General features: G+C 42.0%; 20 protein-coding genes and 1 riboswitch. Of the genes, 17 read left to right on the forward strand and 3 right to left on the reverse strand.

The features are described 5' to 3' along the window. Positions 1-104 precede the first annotated feature (104 nt). From GKG41_RS21670 to GKG41_RS21680, 3 genes are read left to right on the forward strand one after another with little or no spacing between them, the layout of a single operon-like run. Entirely contained in the window at positions 105-398 is a 294-nt protein-coding gene (locus GKG41_RS21670) for a metalloregulator ArsR/SmtB family transcription factor (protein WP_154262276.1), read from the forward strand. A gap of 32 nt (positions 399-430) precedes the next feature. After that, on the forward strand, positions 431-1393 hold the full coding sequence (locus GKG41_RS21675) for a permease (RefSeq protein ID WP_154262346.1): 963 nt from the start codon (positions 431-433) through the stop codon (positions 1391-1393). A 13-nt stretch (positions 1394-1406) separates the two neighbouring features. Then, entirely contained in the window at positions 1407-1808 is a 402-nt protein-coding gene (locus GKG41_RS21680) for an arsenate reductase ArsC (RefSeq protein WP_154262278.1), read from the forward strand. A gap of 60 nt (positions 1809-1868) precedes the next feature. Here the strand turns inward: GKG41_RS21680 and xdhC are convergent, their stop codons facing one another. The 3 genes from xdhC to xdhA are packed head-to-tail and all read right to left on the reverse strand — an operon-like array spanning position 1869 to position 5522. Continuing rightward, the gene (gene xdhC / locus GKG41_RS21685; protein WP_154262280.1) at positions 1869-2351 is read right to left on the reverse strand and encodes a xanthine dehydrogenase subunit XdhC; all 483 of its coding nucleotides are present in this window, start codon (positions 2349-2351) and stop codon (positions 1869-1871) included. Between the two features lie 3 nt (positions 2352-2354). Continuing rightward, positions 2355-3230: a xanthine dehydrogenase subunit XdhB gene (gene xdhB / locus GKG41_RS21690; RefSeq protein ID WP_154262283.1), complete on the reverse strand. Its 876-nt coding sequence runs from the start codon at positions 3228-3230 to the stop codon at positions 2355-2357. 15 nt (positions 3231-3245) lie between these two features. Continuing rightward, entirely contained in the window at positions 3246-5522 is a 2277-nt protein-coding gene (gene xdhA / locus GKG41_RS21695) for a xanthine dehydrogenase subunit XdhA (RefSeq protein WP_154262290.1), read from the reverse strand. Positions 5523-5765: 243 nt separating this feature from the next. Between xdhA and GKG41_RS21700 the strand changes: the two genes are divergently transcribed. The 14 genes from GKG41_RS21700 to GKG41_RS21765 all read left to right on the forward strand — a co-directional run bounded on the left by GKG41_RS21700 (position 5766) and on the right by GKG41_RS21765 (position 19507). Then, the gene (locus GKG41_RS21700; protein ID WP_154262293.1) at positions 5766-6368 is read left to right on the forward strand and encodes a recombinase family protein; all 603 of its coding nucleotides are present in this window, start codon (positions 5766-5768) and stop codon (positions 6366-6368) included. A gap of 297 nt (positions 6369-6665) precedes the next feature. Next, positions 6666-6751: riboswitch (cyclic di-GMP riboswitch) on the forward strand. A gap of 150 nt (positions 6752-6901) precedes the next feature. Further along, positions 6902-7126 carry a hypothetical protein gene (locus tag GKG41_RS21705; RefSeq protein WP_154262296.1) on the forward strand — a complete coding sequence of 75 codons (225 nt, stop codon included), beginning with the start codon at positions 6902-6904 and terminating at the stop codon, positions 7124-7126. Between the two features lie 65 nt (positions 7127-7191). Next, on the forward strand, positions 7192-9069 hold the full coding sequence (locus tag GKG41_RS21710) for a nucleoside-diphosphate sugar epimerase/dehydratase (protein ID WP_154262304.1): 1878 nt from the start codon (positions 7192-7194) through the stop codon (positions 9067-9069). Between the two features lie 290 nt (positions 9070-9359). Then, a complete protein-coding gene (locus GKG41_RS21715) occupies positions 9360-9704 on the forward strand; it encodes a hypothetical protein (protein ID WP_154262307.1) in 345 nt (114 codons plus the stop codon). A 378-nt stretch (positions 9705-10082) separates the two neighbouring features. Next, positions 10083-10481, forward strand: coding sequence for an aminotransferase class I/II-fold pyridoxal phosphate-dependent enzyme (locus GKG41_RS21720; protein WP_243141092.1), 399 nt, complete (start codon positions 10083-10085; stop codon positions 10479-10481). Positions 10482-10892: 411 nt separating this feature from the next. Beyond that, entirely contained in the window at positions 10893-11384 is a 492-nt protein-coding gene (locus GKG41_RS21725) for a PglB (RefSeq protein ID WP_154262310.1), read from the forward strand. Between the two features lie 55 nt (positions 11385-11439). Next, positions 11440-12087: a sugar transferase gene (locus GKG41_RS21730; RefSeq protein WP_154262313.1), complete on the forward strand. Its 648-nt coding sequence runs from the start codon at positions 11440-11442 to the stop codon at positions 12085-12087. A 271-nt stretch (positions 12088-12358) separates the two neighbouring features. After that, a complete protein-coding gene (locus GKG41_RS21735) occupies positions 12359-13627 on the forward strand; it encodes a DegT/DnrJ/EryC1/StrS family aminotransferase (RefSeq protein WP_154262317.1) in 1269 nt (422 codons plus the stop codon). Next, positions 13590-14540, forward strand: a complete 951-nt coding sequence (locus tag GKG41_RS21740) for a VanZ family protein (protein WP_173015683.1) — start codon at positions 13590-13592, stop codon at positions 14538-14540. Before GKG41_RS21735 ends, GKG41_RS21740 begins: the two co-directional genes overlap by 38 nt. A 35-nt stretch (positions 14541-14575) precedes the next feature. Then, positions 14576-15238: a sugar transferase gene (locus GKG41_RS21745; RefSeq protein WP_154262349.1), complete on the forward strand. Its 663-nt coding sequence runs from the start codon at positions 14576-14578 to the stop codon at positions 15236-15238. A 12-nt stretch (positions 15239-15250) separates the two neighbouring features. Continuing rightward, positions 15251-16246, forward strand: coding sequence for a glycosyltransferase family 2 protein (locus tag GKG41_RS21750; protein ID WP_154262322.1), 996 nt, complete (start codon positions 15251-15253; stop codon positions 16244-16246). A gap of 9 nt (positions 16247-16255) precedes the next feature. After that, positions 16256-17077, forward strand: a complete 822-nt coding sequence (locus tag GKG41_RS21755) for a glycosyltransferase family A protein (RefSeq protein WP_173015684.1) — start codon at positions 16256-16258, stop codon at positions 17075-17077. An 18-nt stretch (positions 17078-17095) separates the two neighbouring features. Beyond that, positions 17096-18265 (forward strand): glycosyltransferase family 4 protein, encoded by a 1170-nt coding sequence (locus GKG41_RS21760; protein WP_154262326.1) that lies wholly within the window; start codon positions 17096-17098, stop codon positions 18263-18265. Between the two features lie 12 nt (positions 18266-18277). Continuing rightward, entirely contained in the window at positions 18278-19507 is a 1230-nt protein-coding gene (locus GKG41_RS21765) for an O-antigen ligase family protein (RefSeq protein ID WP_154262329.1), read from the forward strand. The last annotated feature ends 136 nt before the right edge of the window (positions 19508-19643 follow it).

Here is a 19643-nt window from a genome sequence, read left to right on the forward strand (position 1 = left end):
TGGGATGAAAGAGAGTGAACTGCTTTTATGTAGAAATATATTGACAAACATCTATATGTCATCTACAATGGACACATAGACAAATATCTATGTGAGGTGAATATATGAATACGATGGATATTGCATTGATATGCAAAGCCCTTGGGGATTCAAACCGTCTGCAGATTGTGCAGATGCTGTCTGATGGGGAAAAATGCGGCTGCCAGCTGCTGGAGAAGTTTGCAATAACGCAGCCAACGCTGTCTCACCATATGAAGATCCTGTGGGAATGCGGGTTGGTGGAAGCGCGGAAAGAAGGGAAGTGGAGCCATTATTCTCTGAACTGCGACACACTGACGGGATTTAAAACATTTATAGAAGGCCTGTCCTGTTGTAAAGGCGGGGGTGACGGCAAGTGATATGGGAGTTTATCCAGGAACAGATACTTGGGATGAAGTGGCTGAATGAATGGATTGGCAGGCTGCTGAACGGCGCGGGGCTGGATACAGCGTCACGGATGGGAGGCAGTGTTCAGTTCTTTCTTTATGACGTTCTGAAAATCACAGTTCTGTTGTGCATCCTGATTTTTTTCATTTCTTATATACAAAGTTATTTTCCGCCGGAGCGCAGCAAAAAGATTATGGGACGTTTCCATGGAATCTGGGCCAACGCAATGGCTGCCTTGCTGGGTACTGTGACACCCTTTTGCTCCTGCTCATCCATCCCTCTGTTTATAGGGTTTACAAGCGCGGGACTTCCCCTGGGGGTCACGTTTTCCTTTTTGATTTCCTCTCCCATGGTGGATCTCGGGAGTCTGATCTTGTTAATGAGTATTTTCGGCAGCAGGGTAGCGGTTATATACGTTGCTGTAGGGCTGGTGATTGCCGTGGCGGGCGGTACTTTAATTGAAAAGCTTCACATGGAACCCTATGTAGAAGAATTTATCCGCGAAGCAGGGGGAGTGGATATCGAAGCTCCGTCTCTGACACAGAAAGAACGGCTGTCCTACGCAAGGGAGCAGTTGATCTCCACCTTTAAAAAAGTGTTCCCCTACATCCTGGCAGGCGTGGGAATCGGCGCGATCATTCATAACTGGATACCGGAAAGCTGGGTAGAGACGGTTCTGGGCAGTAACAATCCCTTTGGAGTCGTTCTTGCTTCACTGATTGGGATTCCTATGTATGCCGATATTTTCGGAACCATTCCGGTAGCAGAAGCTCTGCTGTATAAAGGCGCGCAGCTGGGTACTATTCTGGCATTTATGATGGCAGTTACCACACTTAGCCTGCCGTCCATGATCATGCTCCGCAAAGCCGTCAAGCCAAAACTTTTGGGGCTTTTCATCGGAATCTGTACGGCAGGGATCGTTCTTATGGGATACTTGTTTAACGCATTTCAATTCTTAGTGTTATAAGGAGGATGAGAATATGGGGTTAATGAAGAAAAAGGTTGCGTTTCTCTGTGTCCACAATTCCTGCAGGAGCCAGATTGCGGAAGCATTGGGAAAACATCTGGCCAAAGATGCTTTTGAAAGCTATTCCGCGGGAACCGTAACAAAGCCGCAGATTAATCAGGACGCAGTAAGGATTATGAAAGAACTCTATGGAATCGATATGGAACAGACCCAGTATTCAAAGCTTATATCAGAGATCCCCAGCCCGGATATTGCAGTGTCCATGGGTTGTGAGGTGGAATGTCCATATATCGGAAGAGACTTTGATGATAACTGGCAGTTACCAGATCCTACGGGAATGGGGGAGGAAAGCTTTATTGCTGTCATAAAAAAAATTGAGGAAAAGATTATAGAGTTAAAGGCTATGTTAAAGTAGAAACTGCCCTCAGAAAAAGAGCCGGACGCGCGCATGACGTCCGGCTCTTTTTTTGAGGCTTTATCCCAGATTCTCTCCTATCACCTTCTCTACCGCATTCACAATATTCTGGTACCCGGTGCATCGGCAGAGATTCCCTGCCATGTGCTTTTTGATGGCTTCCCGGGTGAGCTTTTCCCCACGTTCCAGGAGAACCGTGGCAGACATCACAAAGCCGGGGGTGCAGAAACCGCACTGAATAGCTCCTTCCTCGATAAACGCCTCCTGGATCCGTGTGAGCTCTCCGTCTGGTCCCACAAGCCCCTCCAGGGTGCGTATGTTTTTGCCGTCCGCCCACACGGCCAGGTAAATACAGGAATCAATGGTTTCCCCGTCGATGATAACGGTACAGGCGCCGCATTCCCCCACTTCACAGCCCTTCTTCACAGAAGTAAGCCCCAGCCGGTTCCTCAGCATATCCAGCAGAGATTCCCTCACATCTACATACTCAGCGATTTCTTTTCCGTTCACGGTACATCGTACCAGCTGCATCTGTTTATCCATGATCTAGCCCTCCTGTCTCTTGACTGCTTTTTCCAGGGCCCGGCGGGCAATCTCCCCGCCGATCTGAAGGCGGAACTTCTTCGAAGCCCTCCAGGAATCCCTGGGATTGATTTCCTCACGCACCGCATCCTCTGCCAGCTGGTACAGGCTTTCTCCCACAACACGCCCTTTCAGCTTTTCCTCAGCCGCTCTGCACCGGAGGGGAACTGGAGCGGCGACACCGAAGGTAATCTTCACATCTTCCAGTACCCGGGTCATAGGCTCTACCCTGCAGAGGACGGAGCAGCTTAAGGTGGCAATATCCATGGCATTTCGCATGGAATACTTAATATAGTATCCGCTGTATCCCTCATAATGGGATCTGGGAACCACAATGTGGGTCAGAATCTCATCCTGCTTCAGATCCACACGGCCGGGACCTAAGTAAAAGTCCTGAATGGAAGCGGTCCGCATCCCCCTGGGACTGGCAATCTCCAGAAGCACCTCAAGGGAACAGGCCGTGGGAGCACTGTCCGCGCTCACCGCTCCGTTGCAGAGATTCCCTCCGATGGTTCCGATGTTGCGCACCTGAGGACCGCCTACCTGGTCCACGGCTTCCCCCAATACGGGAATATATTTCTGTATCACGGGATCCCCGGTAATATGGCTGAAGGTAGTGGCTGCGCCGATGCGGATATCTCCGTCCTCTGTGAGAACTACACCGTACAGCTCGGGTATCTTCCGTATGGATACCAGCTCACAGCCGGACATCTTCCCCTCCCGGGTCTTGATGAGCACATCGCTTCCCCCGCAGATAATCCTGGCGCCGGGGTGTTCTGCCAGAAGGGCAGCGGCTTCATCGATGGTATTTGCTTCATAATAGCCTGTAATATCATACATGGCCTTTCCCTCCTTCTATAGTAATCCTGCCTGGTCAAAGGCATCAATGAGTTTCTGGGGTGTCAGAGGATTCGAGTTAACAGCAACCCCTGTGGCGTGGAGCACCGCATTGCGGATGGCTGGAGCTGTGGGAATCGCCGGAGGCTCACCTAGGGCTTTATTCCCGTAAGGTCCGGTGGGATCCGGCTCCTCCACAAACTCCACGGCCAGATCCGGTGCGTCCAGAGCGGTCTGAAGCTTGTAGTCCAGAAGGGTACCGTTTAACACCCGGCCGGTCTTGGGATCTATAAGCATCTGCTCCGACAGTCCGTAGCCCAGCCCCATGGACATTCCGCCGTGGACCTGCATTGTGGCAAGCCGGGGATTTAAAAGCGTGCCGCTGTCGTGAACCTGGATAATATCCAGAACCTTCACCTTGCCCAGCTTCATATCCACCTCCACCTCCACAAAGCAGGCGCCGAAGGAGAGGGCGTTGTCTTTTGTCTGCAGAGATACCTCTGCGGTGATAGCGGAAGAGTTCGTAAGACTGTAATAGCTCTCCATAGCCACTTCCTCCAGAGAAATAGCCTCTTCCCCATCCATATAAATCATCTTCCGGTCCAGTGTCAGTTCCCTGTCGGTATCGTTAAGGAGTGTTCTGGCATAGGCCAGAATCTTTTCCTTCAGCTGGAGGGCGCACTGCTTCACTGCATTCCCGGTGACATAGGACTGACGGGAAGCATAGGCTCCTGTGTCAAAGGGCGTCACGTCTGTATCCTGGTTGGTCTGGATATGTACATCGGCAGGGTCAAGGCCCAGGGTCTCCGCGGCCATCTGGGTAAATACAGTATCCGCGCCCTGGCCGATCTCTGTGGCGCCCACCATCAGCTGCACGCTGCCGTCCTGGTTGAGCACCAGCCGGGCGCCGGAGATCTCCAGGGAAATCGGCCATACGCCGGTTTTATAGCTGAAGATTGCCATCCCCACACCCCGGCGGATGGGACCGGTCTGGCGGGCATAGGCCGCTCTCTTTTCTTTCCAGTGAATATAGTTTGCACCTTTGTCCATACAGTCCACCACATGATTCGTATTAGCTGCAATAGGAGTGAGGAAGGGATCGGCAAAGAACCCTTTGTATACATTCATTTTGCGGAATTCCAGCGGATCCATCTGCAGCTTGTATGCCGCGTCGTCCATAAAGCATTCCCCTGCAAAGGCAAACTGGGGAATTCCGTACGCACGCATGGCGCCGCCCACCGGGCAGTTGGTGTACACTGTATAGGCAGAGGCCCGCACATTCGATACCTCATACATATGCCTCCAGGCGGTAGCTCCGTTTGCCACAATGGCATGGCCATGGGAGGCGTACGCTCCCTGGTTGGAGACTGCAGTCATATCCTTGGCCAGTATCCGTCCGTCCTTACGAACTCCCATAACAAGGTCATAGTGGATGGAATGGCGGGTTCTGGTGTTGCAGAAGGTTTCCTCCCGGGTAAGTTCCAGCTTCACGGTCCGTCCTCCCACCTGGGTGGTGAGAAAGGCATTCAGGGGTTCGTAGAGCACATCCTGCTTATTCCCAAAGCCCCCGCCGATGTAAGGCTTGATCACCCGCACCTTCCCCCAGGGAATCCCCAGGGCCTGGCCGATGACCCGCTTTACAATATGAGGGATCTGGGTGGAGGTCACTACCACAATCCGTCCCTTGTCCATATACGCGTAGGAGACAGGATTCTCTATATGGCAGTGCTGTATGATGGGAGTGTCGTAGGTTCCGCGTACAATGACATCGGATGCTTCCAGTGCCTCATCCACCTTTCCCAGCTCATAATTGCTCTGTGCCAGAATATTATCCGGCTTTTCCTCGTGCACCGGAGGCGTGGTGCCCTTCATGGCAGTGAGCGGATCCGTGACAGGCGGATACTCTTCATATTCTACTTCAATGAGCTTTAAGGCCCTGGAAGCAGCTACCTCATCCTCCGCAATAACAGCGGCAATATCGTCTCCGTAATAGCGGATCCGGTCGGTGAGAAGACTCCGGTCAGCCACATCCTGATGGGCCGGCTCCACAGACCAGGGATGGCCGGGAGTGGGGAACTTCGTGTCAGGCACGTCCCGGAAGGTAACTACCTTCACTACCCCTTCGAGGGCCTCCGCTTTACTGGTGTCAATGGATACTACACGGCCATTTGCAATAGAAGCGTGGTACACTTTGGCGACCAGACATTTATCCAAAATCATATCGTCCGTAAACTGTGCTCTGCCGGTGACTTTTTCATAGGCGTCCACACGGGGGATACTCGTTCCGATGGTCATATACATCCCTTCCTTTCTTATAAATAAATCATTGCTTAGAGGTATTATAACATACTGTAGAGAGAGTTCCAAATAGAATTAGCAAAAATATTTTGATAAATACAAAAAAATTGTTATCTGTACATGGTAAACTATTTGCGAAAGAATCTTATATGGCCTTCTCTGTTTATCCGCATATTTTTCAGGAATTTATGAAAGAAATATAATAAGGAATAAATTGCATGGTAATAAGGAGGTTTTTTTATGTCAGAAACAGTATTTGGCTATATCAGGGTATCATCAAAGGATCAGAACGAGGCGCGGCAGCTGGCGTCCCTGAAGGAGTATCACATCCCGCCGAATCAGCTCTTTATTGACAAACAAAGCGGCAAAGACTTTAACCGGCCGGCTTACCGAAGACTCATGCGCCGCATAAAGCCGGGAGACCTGCTGCTGGTAAAAAGCATTGACCGCCTGGGAAGAAATTACGATGAAATCCTGGAGCAGTGGCGGATTCTCACAAAAGAAAAGAGGGCAAATGTACTGGTGCTGGATATGCCCCTTCTGGACACCCGGACAAGAGGAAATGACCTTACCGGAGTATTCATCGCAGACTTGGTCCTCCAGATCCTGTCATATGTGGCCCAGACAGAGCGGGAAAACATCCGCCAGCGCCAGGCTGAAGGCATCGCGGAAGCCAAACGGCGGGGCGTCCGGTTCGGCAGGGCCGAAAAACCAATACCGGAAGGATTTGCAGACATTGTAAAAAAATGGAGAAAAAAAGAAATAACCTGCGAGGAGGCATTGGAAAAATTAGACATAAGCAGAAGCTATTTCTTCAAAAAAGTTAAGCAACTTCAACTATAAACAGGCGAAAAAAGCAGAAAATAAAAAAAGAGTACATATAAGATTATATATGTACACTTCTCTGTACTCTGCAAAATGCGACAATTTATGCTAAAATAGCTAGGTATATTATAACAAATAAACGAAATAAATCAAGTGTTTTAATGTGTACACTAATGTACTCTGCAAGAACAAAGAATTTCATATGACTTCTTGCTAAATAACTATTAATATATTATACTAGATTTAATAAAAATGCAAGTATTTCAAAGTACACTAGGAAAAACTGCTGTTAATAGAATAGCAGAAATGCAAAAGATACAGCTCCGGCAAAATCAGTGAAAGCTGGTGGCGCAAAGCTAGAGGGCCTAAGCTTACAAAGAGTATGGCAGCCAGTTGCACAATATCATGGCATCACTTAAAAAATTGTCTTACAAAAGATATCGTGAGAGAGCTTATAGAAAAATGCGAATCATAAGCTCTTTTTTTGTGCGCAAAAAACAAAAAAAGTAAGAGGAATCATAAGGAGTTTTTACGGAGGAGAAGGTGAAAGTATGAAATGGTTTTTAAAGACAGCGGCAGTGTTGGGCAGCATCGCCTGCTTAACCTGGGGGTCTGTTCTGGTTATCTTTGCCAGAAACAGTGAAGTGAGCAAACAGGCAGTTACATCCCTCAGTTCGGCTGTAGATCCCAATCTGGCTATTATAGCGGCCGGGATTGCAGCGCTTGCGGGCATCATTGTATATGCAAAAAGGAACAGAACCAAAGAGAAAGGATAGGAAAGGTGGCGGTGTGTCAAAGCATCGCCGTTTTTCGTGGGATAAAGCAAGAGGCGGGATAATTTATGAGTGTTAAAAATAAGAAAGATAATGTATGGATACAGAGAGCTCTAGTGATTGTATTCATGGATATACTGGCAGTTCTGGCATCGTATATGCTGGCGCTGTTTATGCGGTTTGACTTTGTGTTTTCTAAAATACCAAGAGTTTACCTTGAGGGGTATCTCTGGTCTATGCCCTTTTGGGTGATATCTACGGTGGTGGTATTCTATGCCTGCCGTCTGTATCACAGCATCTGGCGTCTGGCTAGTGTTGCAGAGGTGAGAAGAATCATCGCTGCATACATAATTCTAGTGCCCATTCAAATTTTTGGCATGCTGTTTATGCATCTGCGCATGCCCAGATCCTACTATTTCATGGGATATATTATCTGCCTGTGCCTGACAACAGGAATCAGGTTTTCCTACAGACTCTTACGGCTGTATACCAGCCGGAGCCGGCAGGATGGTCCTGGCATAAGGGATCGGATTATGATTATCGGGGCAGGTTCCGCCGGACAGATGCTGTTAAAGGAATTATTCAACAGCAGGCGTCTGAATTCAAAGGTATGCTGTCTGATTGATGACAATCCTTCCAAGAAAGGACGTTTGCTAGAGGGGATCCCCATTGTTGGGGGCAGAAATGATATTCCGGACATGGTGAAGGAGCATCACATTACCAGCATTATCCTGGCAATACCGGCAGCGACCGCGAAGGACAGAAAAGAGATCCTTGATATATGCAAGCATACAGGGTGTAAGCTCCAGACCCTCCCGGGCATCTACCAGTTGGTGAAGGGGGAGGTGAAGGTCAGTCAGCTAAGAAACGTGGAAGTGGAAGACCTTCTTGGAAGAGAACAGGTAAAGGTAAATAATGAAGAAATTTTCCATGCCATCGGCGGGAAAGTGGTCTTGGTTACCGGAGGCGGAGGTTCCATCGGCAGTGAGCTCTGCAGGCAGATCGCCAAGGCAGAGCCGAAGCAGCTCATTTTATTTGACATCTATGAGAATAATGCGTATGATATTCAGCAGGAACTTTTAAGGACTTACCCCAAGGAGGAATTGAATCTGGTTGCCCTGATTGGATCCGTTAGAAACACGAACCGACTGAACTGGGTTATGAATACCTATCGGCCGGATATCGTATTCCATGCAGCGGCCCACAAGCATGTGCCCCTCATGGAGGACAGCCCGAATGAGGCGATAAAAAACAATGTACTGGGCACCTACAAAACAGCAGTGGCAGCCTGCCGGGCCGGGGTAAAGAAGTTTGTGCTTATCTCTACGGATAAAGCGGTGAATCCTACCAACATCATGGGGGCTTCCAAGCGGTTGTGTGAGATGGTGGTGCAGATGATGAACCGGCAGCATGCCAATACAGACTTTGTGGCAGTCCGGTTTGGCAATGTGCTGGGGAGCAACGGAAGTGTGATCCCGCTGTTTAAAAAGCAGATTGCGGCCGGAGGGCCGGTGACGGTGACGGATAAGAGAGTGATCCGGTATTTCATGACCATTCCGGAGGCGGTGTCCCTGGTGCTGCAGGCCAGCTACTACGCCAAGGGTGGCGAGATTTTTATCCTGGATATGGGAGAACCGGTGAAGATTGATGATATGGCAAGGAACCTGATCCGACTGTCCGGGTATGTGCCGGATGTGGATATCCCTGTGGTTTATACAGGACTGAGGCCTGGAGAGAAGCTGTACGAAGAGCTTCTGATGGAAGAAGAAGGGCTGCAGGAGACAGAAAACGAGCTGATACATATCGGGAAGCCTATTGAGATGGATGACGAATGGTTTAAGAAGAAGCTGCGGCAGTTGGATGAGGCTAGTTTTAGGGAGAGCGGGGAGATGAAGGAGATCGTGGCGGAGATAGTGCCGACGTATCATCCTGAGGGGAATAATTAAGGGATAAGCCTTTAGCTAGGGTTAAGAATAACTTTGCAGTGCATAAAGTTAGTGCTATGACGAAATAGTGCATATGCTGCAGGCAGAAGAGATGATTCCATGAAGTCTAAGGAATAAAAAGGAGGCAATTATATCAGGAAGGATTGATAAGCTGTAACCTTTTACTATGACTGAAATAAATATAAAAAACAGACTCTCCGATTTTTACATGGGGTAGGACAATGGTAACAATAAAAGTAATGAAAAGCTATGGAAAATAAGTGAACAATAATGGCAGACAATATTTCAGTATGTCAGAAAAAGACCACAATGTGCATCGGATGCTTGTTATGAAGGATGAGATTATTTATGGGTTTGTGGCGGCTGTTTTGGTGGTGTTATGTGGAGGATCGGATAAGCTGCCAGTAACGAAAATACTCCAGCAGGTGGCTGTATCAGTAGTATGTATATTTGCGTCAAGGCTGCCCGGGTATGTAAATGAGTATATGGATAGTTTTGGAAGTATGTGGGCATTTAATGATGTATCCGGTTATTGTTCACAGTTTACATGGCCTTTTTGTTTATCTGTGTGCAGAGGTATATCTTTCTGCAGGGAAAATCATATTTGTAAGAATGCTGTCTCTGGTGGGTGTTAATTTGTTTTAAAAGCTTTGGCAATCTGTAAAGTTTATTGCTATGCATATAGGCGCTCAATCAGTATACACCAGTTGTAAAATTGCTGGAAACAATGCTCAGTATCCTTTCTGAAATTGCAGAGAAATTACTGATGAATGTAGAATCTGCATATATCGCAAGCAGCAATATTCTGACAAATATTTGTAAACTGTAGCATAAGATTTCTAAATCGCATAAACGAAGGAGTAAGATTATGTTTAGGACTAAGAATATAGATATAAGAACAAACAAGAGGGAGTAACATAAATTATGGCAGACAATATAAAAAGCACCATAGCATACAGCACGCCGGATATATCCAAATTGGAGATTGCAGAAGTGGCAGAAACACTTCGTTCATGATGGATTACTGCAGGACCAAAACAAAAGAACTGGAAAGATGTATAGCAGAATTTTGTCGTACGAAAAAGCAGGTATGCTTAAATTCAGTTACTGTAGCAGAAAAATTGGACTTGAAAATTCTTAGAGTTAAACCAAGAGATGAAGTGATTGTACCGGCATATACTTACACGGCATCCGCATCAGTAGCAAACCATTGTGATGCGACTGCGATATTTGTGAAAGCGTATGAGGAACAAACTGGAGAAGAAAAAGGTGATAGTACATATAAGAATTATAAAGAACAGAAAAATCCGATGGTGGGTAAAAAAGTAATCTTTGAAGATAATGAAGATGAACAGGAAAATTCAGATGGTGTCAGAGGACATTTGGACGTAGTAGATGATTCTGATTATTAAAGATAGTTTTTATGAAAAGTATGTGAAGCGTGACATTGACATCATTATTTTTTTGGTGGATTAGTTGTGATGGTGGCATAATAGGGACAACCAGGAAAAAGTCCTTATTTTATGCGGGTTTCACGAGTTTTGGTTTGTTTCCATTTTAGTAAAAAACTCTAAAATGGTCAACGATAACGAGTGTCCCGAAGGAGTGATGGCTTCTTGGGTACTCTTATTTTTGACCCACATTAAGAAGAGTAAATACAACGGAATGGAGGTACACCAAAGCTCATGAGGTTTAATCCTTATGGGCTTTTGGTCGTTATAAGTGGTTTATTTTTATTGATAAATGCGATACAAATGTATTGCATAAAATAAATATAATGCAATACAAAATAAATGTCAATATATAGATAGAAATATAAAGGTATGAAATCATTATTAATAATTGGAGCCGGTGGACACGGGCAGGTCGTGTTTGAAATAGCTCAGAGTTTGGGATATGAAAGAATAGATTTTCTAGATGACAACTATGATGGAGCTATTGGAAAGATAGATGACATCGAGAAGTTTTTGGAATATGAGAATGCGTTTTGTGGAATTGGAAATAACCACTTTAGAGGACAAATAATAGAACGATTACTGAGAGCAGGATATAGAGTGCCTTGTTTAATTCATCCAACAGCATATATTAGTCCTTCTGCTGAAATCAGAGATGGATCCGTGATCGAGCCAATGGCAATCGTTAATGCACGAAGTACTGTCAAAGATGGGGCAATTGTTTCTGTAGGTGCTATTGTTGATCATGATGTTGTCATAGGAAAATGTTCTCATGTTAATGCAGGAGCAATAGTAAAAGCGGGCGGTTTTGTTGAAGATTATGTAGTACTAGATGCTGGGAAAGTTAAGATGGGATATTAGGCTAGATTTATCAAACATGTAATCATACGAAATAAAAAAGGGAGTTGCGATGCTGATGAAAAAGAATACATTGAAAAAAATAATTGGAATAACAGCAACTACGGTAGGCGCAGCATTTGTTATTACGTCCATTATTGCAGCAAAGAAAAAGGCAAATAGTCAATATCAAAATGATACAGATGAGCAGAATCCTTTAGAAGGAAAGAAGGTTGTTTTTGTCGAAGATGAAAATGACAATCCAAATGCTGATGGAGTGAAGGGACACCTTCAGGCTATTGGTGAGAGTGAGCATATAGAAGGTATATACGAAAAATATATTAAAAGAGGGATTGACATAGTATTAAGCTTCGGCGGTTTAGTGGCGTTGAGTCCCTTATTATTAGGCATTTGTGTGGCTATAAAAATTGATGATCCAGGCCCAGTATTATTTACACAGAAAAGATTGGGTAAGAACAAAAGGTATTTTAAATTACATAAGTTTAGAAGTATGAAAATGTGCACTCCTCACGATGTACCAACTCATATGCTAGATAATCCAGATCAATACATAACGAGAGTAGGAAAGTTTCTTAGAGCACATAGCTTAGATGAATTACCACAGATCTGGGATATTTTTATTGGTAATATGTCTGTTATTGGCAAAGGTGAGATAATTAAGCAAACCAAGAAAAATCCAGTATTTTCGGTGGCTTGCGGCTATTAAGTTGAATCCCCTTTCGGTGCACAGTTTTGGGTGCAGGTTAGTAGAAAAGTAGAGTCAGGAGAAGAAAATGTTTCTTGTGTTTGCTTTGTTTAACCCATAGATAAAGCCCAAAACTGAATAAAGGAGGTTGAACTTAATAGCCGAAGTGATCTGAAATCACTCCGGCTATTTGTGATACAAAAAACTAGATTTTCCCTGCATATAGTATAAATTAAGGGAAAACAATAAGCAAGAATAAAAATAACCAATTGCTTGTAAGGAGATATGAAAAATGGCAGATGTAGAAAAAGTTGTTTGCGGTGGAAATGAAATCATTAAGAGAAATATCCCGTTTAGCCCACCCGACATATCTGAACTGGAAATTGAAGAAGTAGCAGAAGCTCTTCGCTCTGGTTGGATTACCACTGGTCCTAGAACAAAGGAATTGGAAAAAAGACTTGCAGCTTTTTGTCATACATCTAAGGTTGTATGTCTCAATTCAGCAACAGCTGCGGAGGAATTGAATTTCCGCATTTGTGGTATTGGAGAAGGTGATGAAGTCATCGTTCCAGCATATACATACACAGCAAGTGCTAGCGCTGCAATCCATTGCGGAGCGAAAGTAGTATTCGTTGATTCTCAGGTAGACAACTGTGAGATGGATTATGACAAGGTTGCAGAAGCCATTACTGAAAAGACAAAAGCTATTGTGGCAGTAGATCTCGGGGGAATCATCGCAGATTATGATCGCCTTTTTGAAATTGTGGAAAGCAAGAAGAGCATATTCAAGGCAAAGGCAGGAGATTCTCTTGGAGCAAGAATTCAGCAGGCTATTGGTCGTGTGATTGTATTTGCTGATGGTGCGCACAGTTTAGGTGCATCAAAGAACGGTAAAATGGCTGGCGAGATTGCAGATTTTACTGACTTCTCATTCCATGCTGTTAAGAATTTTACGACTGCAGAAGGCGGAGCAGCTACGTGGAAAGATATTCCTGGAATTGATAATGACGAGATGTACAAACAGTATCAGCTGTATTCTCTTCATGGTCAGAGCAAAGATGCTCTTGCTAAAACACAGATTGGAGCGTGGGAGTATGACATTGTTGGTCCTTGGTATAAGTGCAATATGACTGACATCATGGCGGGTATCGGTTTAAGACAGCTTGATCGTTACCCTGGCATTCTTAATAGAAGAAAAGAAATTGTCGCTAAATATGATGCGGTTTGTGATGAGCTTGGTGTAAAACATTTAGTTCATTTCACTGATGAGAGTATCAGTAGCGGTCATTTGTATTTGACTCGTATTCCAGGTGCTACAGATGAACAGAGAAGAGAAATTATTATAAAGTTGGCAGAACGTGGTGTGGCTACAAATGTTCATTACAAGCCATTGCCAATGATGACAGCATATAAGGAATTAGGATGGGACATCAGTGAATTCCCTAATGCCTATGCATATTATGAAAATCTCATCACTTTGCCTCTGCATACAAAATTGAGTGATGAAGATGTGGAGTATGTGGTTGAGAACTTTAGAGAAGTGGTTAAGGAATACATCTAAAAAAGATTTTATTTTAGCGTGTGTCATAGGAATTTATTTTGGTTCAGTGCTCTGGATTACTTTATTGTGCAGAGATTTAGTGTACACACATAGATTCATTACACTGTTTTGGTCATATCAAAGAATATTTGCTGGAGATAAATCTTTACTGATAGAAAACTTTGAAAATGTGATAATGTTCATCCCTATGGGATATTTTCTTCAGATGCTTCAAAAAAAGCGTTGGAAAGAAATAGCTGTAGCAGCGGTGTTGGTTTCACTTGGAATTGAGTTAATGCAGTATATAACAACTCTTGGGATTTTTGAGGTTGATGATGTCATTCATAACACCATTGGAGCGTTGCTAGGTTATTTGGTGTATAAGATAAAGCCCATGGCAATCCATATTAAATGTAAGCGAGTTGTAATACCGATGGCTGTTTCAGCTGCTTTGACGTTAAGTTTTTGGTTTGGCCTGGCTGAATATAAAGAGTACATAAATCAACAGAGAATGGTTCCTTACGCAGCATTGAATGATAGCGATGGTAGGAGAAATTTGCTTATACCGTTTGGAGAAGATGGTTACTGTTGGAATACGGCCGTATATGTGAAGTACATTGATGATGGAAGCATCAAGATTTCAGGAGAATCCGATCGCCGTTCTTGGTTTATGATTGCTGAATTGAAACTGGAACCTGGAGAGTATATTTTTAAGGGATTGTCAGGAGTTGATGAGAATACGGTTGCTATCGAGTTAGAGTATTTCGATAAAGATGAACATGACTATATCAGGTTAACACCAGATATTGGACCAATTGATTCTACAGAGTTCACCTTAAGGAAAATGACAAAGATAAGAGCGTATGTTGGAGTTTATCCGGGATGTGAATGTGATGTAACTGCAAGACCGGTGATTTATAGAATGGGAGATTAAAAGTGCTTAGAAAATGGGAAGAATTACCTGACTTCATGCAAACAGACGAAGTCAGACCATATTATGACAGCTTGAATAAGAAACGAATAAGTCTTGCTCTGAAAAGAGTTATGGATTTTGTTGGAGGAATAATTCTACTTATTATTTTAGCCATTCCTATGGCAATTATTGCTGCTTGGATAAAGATGGATTCAAAAGGACCTGTATTTTATAGACAAGAACGGGTTACTATTTATGGTAAGCATTTTAAAATTCATAAGTTTAGAACTATGGTTAACAATGCTGATAAGATTGGCTCTGCTGTAACTGTTGGAAATGACAGTCGTATCACAAAGGTTGGGGCAAAATTAAGGGGCTGTCGTCTTGATGAGCTTCCACAGGTTCTGGATCTTATTTCTGGCGACATGAGCTTTGTAGGCACCAGACCGGAAGCTGTGAAATATGTTGAGAAATATAAACCAGAATATATGGCTACATTACTTCTCCCAGCTGGCATCACCTCTGAAGCATCTATTCGTTATAAAGATGAAGCTGAGTTATTAGATGCAGCATATGATGTAGATAGAGTATATGTGGAAGATGTTCTTCCAGGAAAGATGAAATATAACCTTGAGGCAATCAAAAAATTTTCCTTCTTTGGAGAAATCGCTACAATGTTTAGAACTGTATTTGCAGTGCTAGGAAAAGAGTATGAGTAAGGAGTGGTGCATATGTGCCAAAAGCTTTCAATAGGAATAATTGCGTATAATGAAGAAGAGTTCCTTCCTAATCTGTTGAACGATATGAAGGCTCAAAAGTATCCTCATGAACAAATGGAAATTCTGCTTATCGATAGCTGTTCAACAGATAAAACCAAAGAGATAATGCAACAGTTTAGAGATGATAACCTTGATTTTTATTCTATCCAGGTTCTGGATAATCCTAAAAAGATTCAAGCGGCTGGTTGGAATGTAGCAATCCAAAATTATACTGGAGATGTTCTAGCAAGGATAGATGCCCACACGAAAGTAATGCCTGAATACTCTGAGAGGGTAATGAAGACTATTCAAGATGGAGAAATGGTAGTAGGTGGAATTCGTCCTTGTGTGATTGAAAAAGACACTTCATGGGCAAATGTACTATTGCAAGTTGAAAACTCTTTGTTTGGTAGTAGTATTAATTCGAGTAGAAGAAGTACAGAGAAAACATATGTAAAAACGATGTTTCATGCTGCATATAGAAGAGAAGTACTGGAAAAGGTTGGTTTGTTTAATGAAAAACTTCTTAGAACTGAAGATAATGAATTTCATTATCGAATTCGAGAAGCTGGATACAAGCTATGTTACGATCCAACAATAGTTTCTTATCAATACGCTCGAAGTGATTTTAAGCGAATGGTTAAACAAAAATATGGAAATGGATATTGGATTGGATTGACACTAAAGATATGTCCAGGGTGTATCAGTATATACCATTTAGTACCAGTTGCATTTGTATTGGCAATTGTTATCACAAGTATTATGAGCTTATTTGGAATGGGACAATTAGCAATCCTGATGTGGGCAATATATGCACTGTTTGCTGTTGGTAATACAGTCATTTCGGGAATTCAGCATAGATTTTATATGGCAAGCATACTTATGCCATTTATGTTTCTGGTATTGCATGTTTCTTACGGAATTGGGACATGTGTAGGATTGGCTAGTACTGTTGTCAATAAGGAGTAAATGTTTAGTATGAGCAATACAATGAAAGATGATATTAAAGTCGAAGTACTCACCACTACTATGGGAGCGTCAGATTTTAGTTTGATAGAAAAGATGAATATTCAAACTAACGCAGTTATTGCAAATCAAGCAGATTCATATAGCTATACGGAGAAAATATTAAATCATAACACATGTAGGTTAATTACAACAAATACCAGAGGGGCTTCATTAAATAGAAATATCGCAATCGCTCATTCAACCTGCGATATAGTCCTTTTTACTGATGATGATACCGTATTAGTCGACGGATATGAAGAAAAGATTATTGAAGAGTTTAAAAAGAATGAGGAGATAGAGGCTATCAAATTTTTTGCGGTTTCTTCTGCACCTGAAAGACCACTATCATTTAAAAAGCCTGAGAAGCTTGCAAAAGCTAGTTTACGACATATCATGTCATCAGGAATTCATGTTTTTGCAATTAAGCGTGATGTATTAATCAGAGGCAATTTTCGATTCAATGAGTATCTGGGTCCGGGGAGACAATGGAGCCATGGTGAGGACAATATATTCATTAAGCAACTCATGGATTCAAAAGTCAATGTTTATGTATCGCCTGTTCAGCTTGCCACAATTAATCAGCAGGAGAGTAGCTGGTTTACAGGTTATGATGAACATTATTTCTTTACATGTGGATTGCTTTATAGATACTTGTATGGTCATTTGAGCATTTTAGCAATACTAAGAGGTTCTTACAACCACTATAAAAATACAGATAAATCATATAAAATACGTGACTTAGTAAGATTTATGTGGAATGGTTCGATTTATGCAAAAAAAATTAAAAGATAAATATCTAGGAGGTATGGAATGATTAACAGAATATGTTTTATCGTTGATGGATATCCCTCAGAATATAGAGTTGTTAACGCTTTTGTAGAAGCCTTGGTTAATCAAATGGTTGATTTGGGTAAGGACTGTTGTGTTATTTTCCCGCAGTCAGTAAATAAAGCGATAAAGCTTAAAACTAAAATATTACCAGATGTGTATGAAAGAAAAACGCCTGGTGGAAATAGCGTTACAGTGTATTGTCCTAAGTATATTTCGTATTCATCAACGAAAATAATGGGGATAAATACAGCTTTTTTAACAAAGGCCTCTTTTCAAAATGCTGTTGAAAAAGTGTTCAAAAAATTAAATGATACAAAACCTTTTGATGCAGTATACGGACATTTCTTAAATCCAGCAGGAATGGTGGCTTCATATTTAGGATCAAAATACAATGTGTCTTCTTTTTTTGCTTATGGTGAAAATGGTACATATACTATTGATTATTTTGGAGCTCAGAAAACGAGTGAACTCGTTAAGAGTTTAAATGGAGTAATATCTGTCTCATCTGTAAATAAAGAAATATTAATTGAAAATTCAATCGTTAGCGAGGACATTATTGGTGTATTTCCAAATTCAATAGACCAAAGAGTTTTTTGGATGAGGAATAAAAAAGAAATGCGTGAGAAGTATAATATGCCTTCAGACGCATTTATAATTGCTTTTGTGGGTAGGTTCTTGGATGTAAAAGGACCTCTGCGACTATCACACGCCTTAAATGAAATTAATAAAAACAATACAGTTTATTCTCTGTTTATTGGAGAGGGAAGTGAAAATCCAACATGTGAAAACATACTCCACTGTGGCCCTTTACCACATGATATAATTCCAGAATATTTATCTTGTGCCGATGCTTTTGTATTACCAACATTGGCAGAAGGATGTTGTAATGCAATAATTGAAGCAATGGCATGTGGCCTCCCAATAATTTCATCAAATTTACCATTTAATAGGGATATTTTGGATTGTGAGAATGCGGTATTAATTGATCCAACTAGCGTAAACGATATTGAAAAAGCAATACTTTTATTGAAAGAGGATAATTTATTAAGAAAAAAAATGTGTGCGTCATCGCTAGAAAAAGCTAAAAACTTAAATATTGAAAACAGGGCAATCAAAATATTGGAATTTATGAACGAGCATCAAAGATAGGAGCAGTTAACAATGATGAAAACAGAAACGCCAAATGTTTTGCATAAAGCCTGGTTTTTGTTAACTGTATGTACCATTTTCTATTCTTTCTTTTTTCAATATGGTGTGAAATCAGTTAGTGGATTAATGATGGTTTTATGTGCGCTCCTTATTGCTTGTGCTGTCGCGCATATATTAGTTATTGATAGAGGCGTGTTGTTTAAGAGTAATCTACGACCAATTCTTGGTTTTGTATTCACAGCTGTTATTAGTACGATTTTTACAGCGAAAGGCCTTTACGGATCTTCGCAAAGTATCCGTATGATCGAATATGTGCTGGTTGGATATTCATTGTATTTATTATTATCGAGATATCCACAGTTTATTAATGGAATAATGTGGTCATTTACGATCTCCATTTCATTAACATCATTTTTTGTTGTTACAAGAGGCGTTGTAAGTACATCTGCAGGCGGTATTGGCTTAGGTACATTAAATATAAATACCATGTCCAGCTATATCTTGTTGGCGTTCTTCTCCGCTTTTTACTTATTGCTGCAAAAACTTGGTAAGTTACAGTCAGTTTTACTTATTTTTATGAACTGTATTTGCATGGTAGCATTAGTTGCGGGTGCTTCAAGAAGAGGATTTGTTGTTGGAGTTATTTTTATTCTTTTTTCAATCTTTTTTGCATTAATTCCAGCGATATCAAAGAAAAAATCATATAAGCGATTTGTTTGGTCCTTTGTATTTATTGTAATAATAGGATTAATTTCATATTTTGCATTCGACTATATTATGAATAATACATCACTAGGTATTAGATTGATGGGTATTAATAATGCTGGTGATAGTTTGCGTGAACGGTATCAGAATTTTGCAATTAGTGCTTTTATTGAACACCCGATATTTGGCATAGGATTAGGTGGGGTTGAATATAATATGGGTGCATACTCTCATTCGTTATACTATGAGACTCTTGCTTGTACTGGTGTTTTTTCGGGCGTTTTCTTGGGATATGGAATTATTAAGTATTTGCTTGATATGTTAAAACAAAAAAAGTGGTACGTTTTAGAAGACAATAATAAATTTGAGTCGGTGATATCGCTTTCAATTGTTTTTTTGTTTTCTATTATTTTGACTGGCATAGCAGTTGTTATGATTTATGAATTATATTTTTACATTGTTATGTCTATTATTGCAATAATTATTACAAATCATTCCAATATGACAAAGGACATCTCTGATTTGAATGATTTTTGATTAACAATAATAGAAAAACGAAGATTTTATTTATGATATGTTTCGCATTCTTGTCTATGTGCATTCTGCGGAGCCCAGCGGACTCTGATGCGTTTCAGAGCGGACGCTATGCGGATCATAACGGACGCCCCAAAAC

Origin of the sequence: Lactonifactor sp. BIOML-A5, from assembly GCF_009677585.1 — a bacterium.
GTDB lineage: Bacteria > Bacillota > Clostridia > Lachnospirales > Lachnospiraceae > Lactonifactor.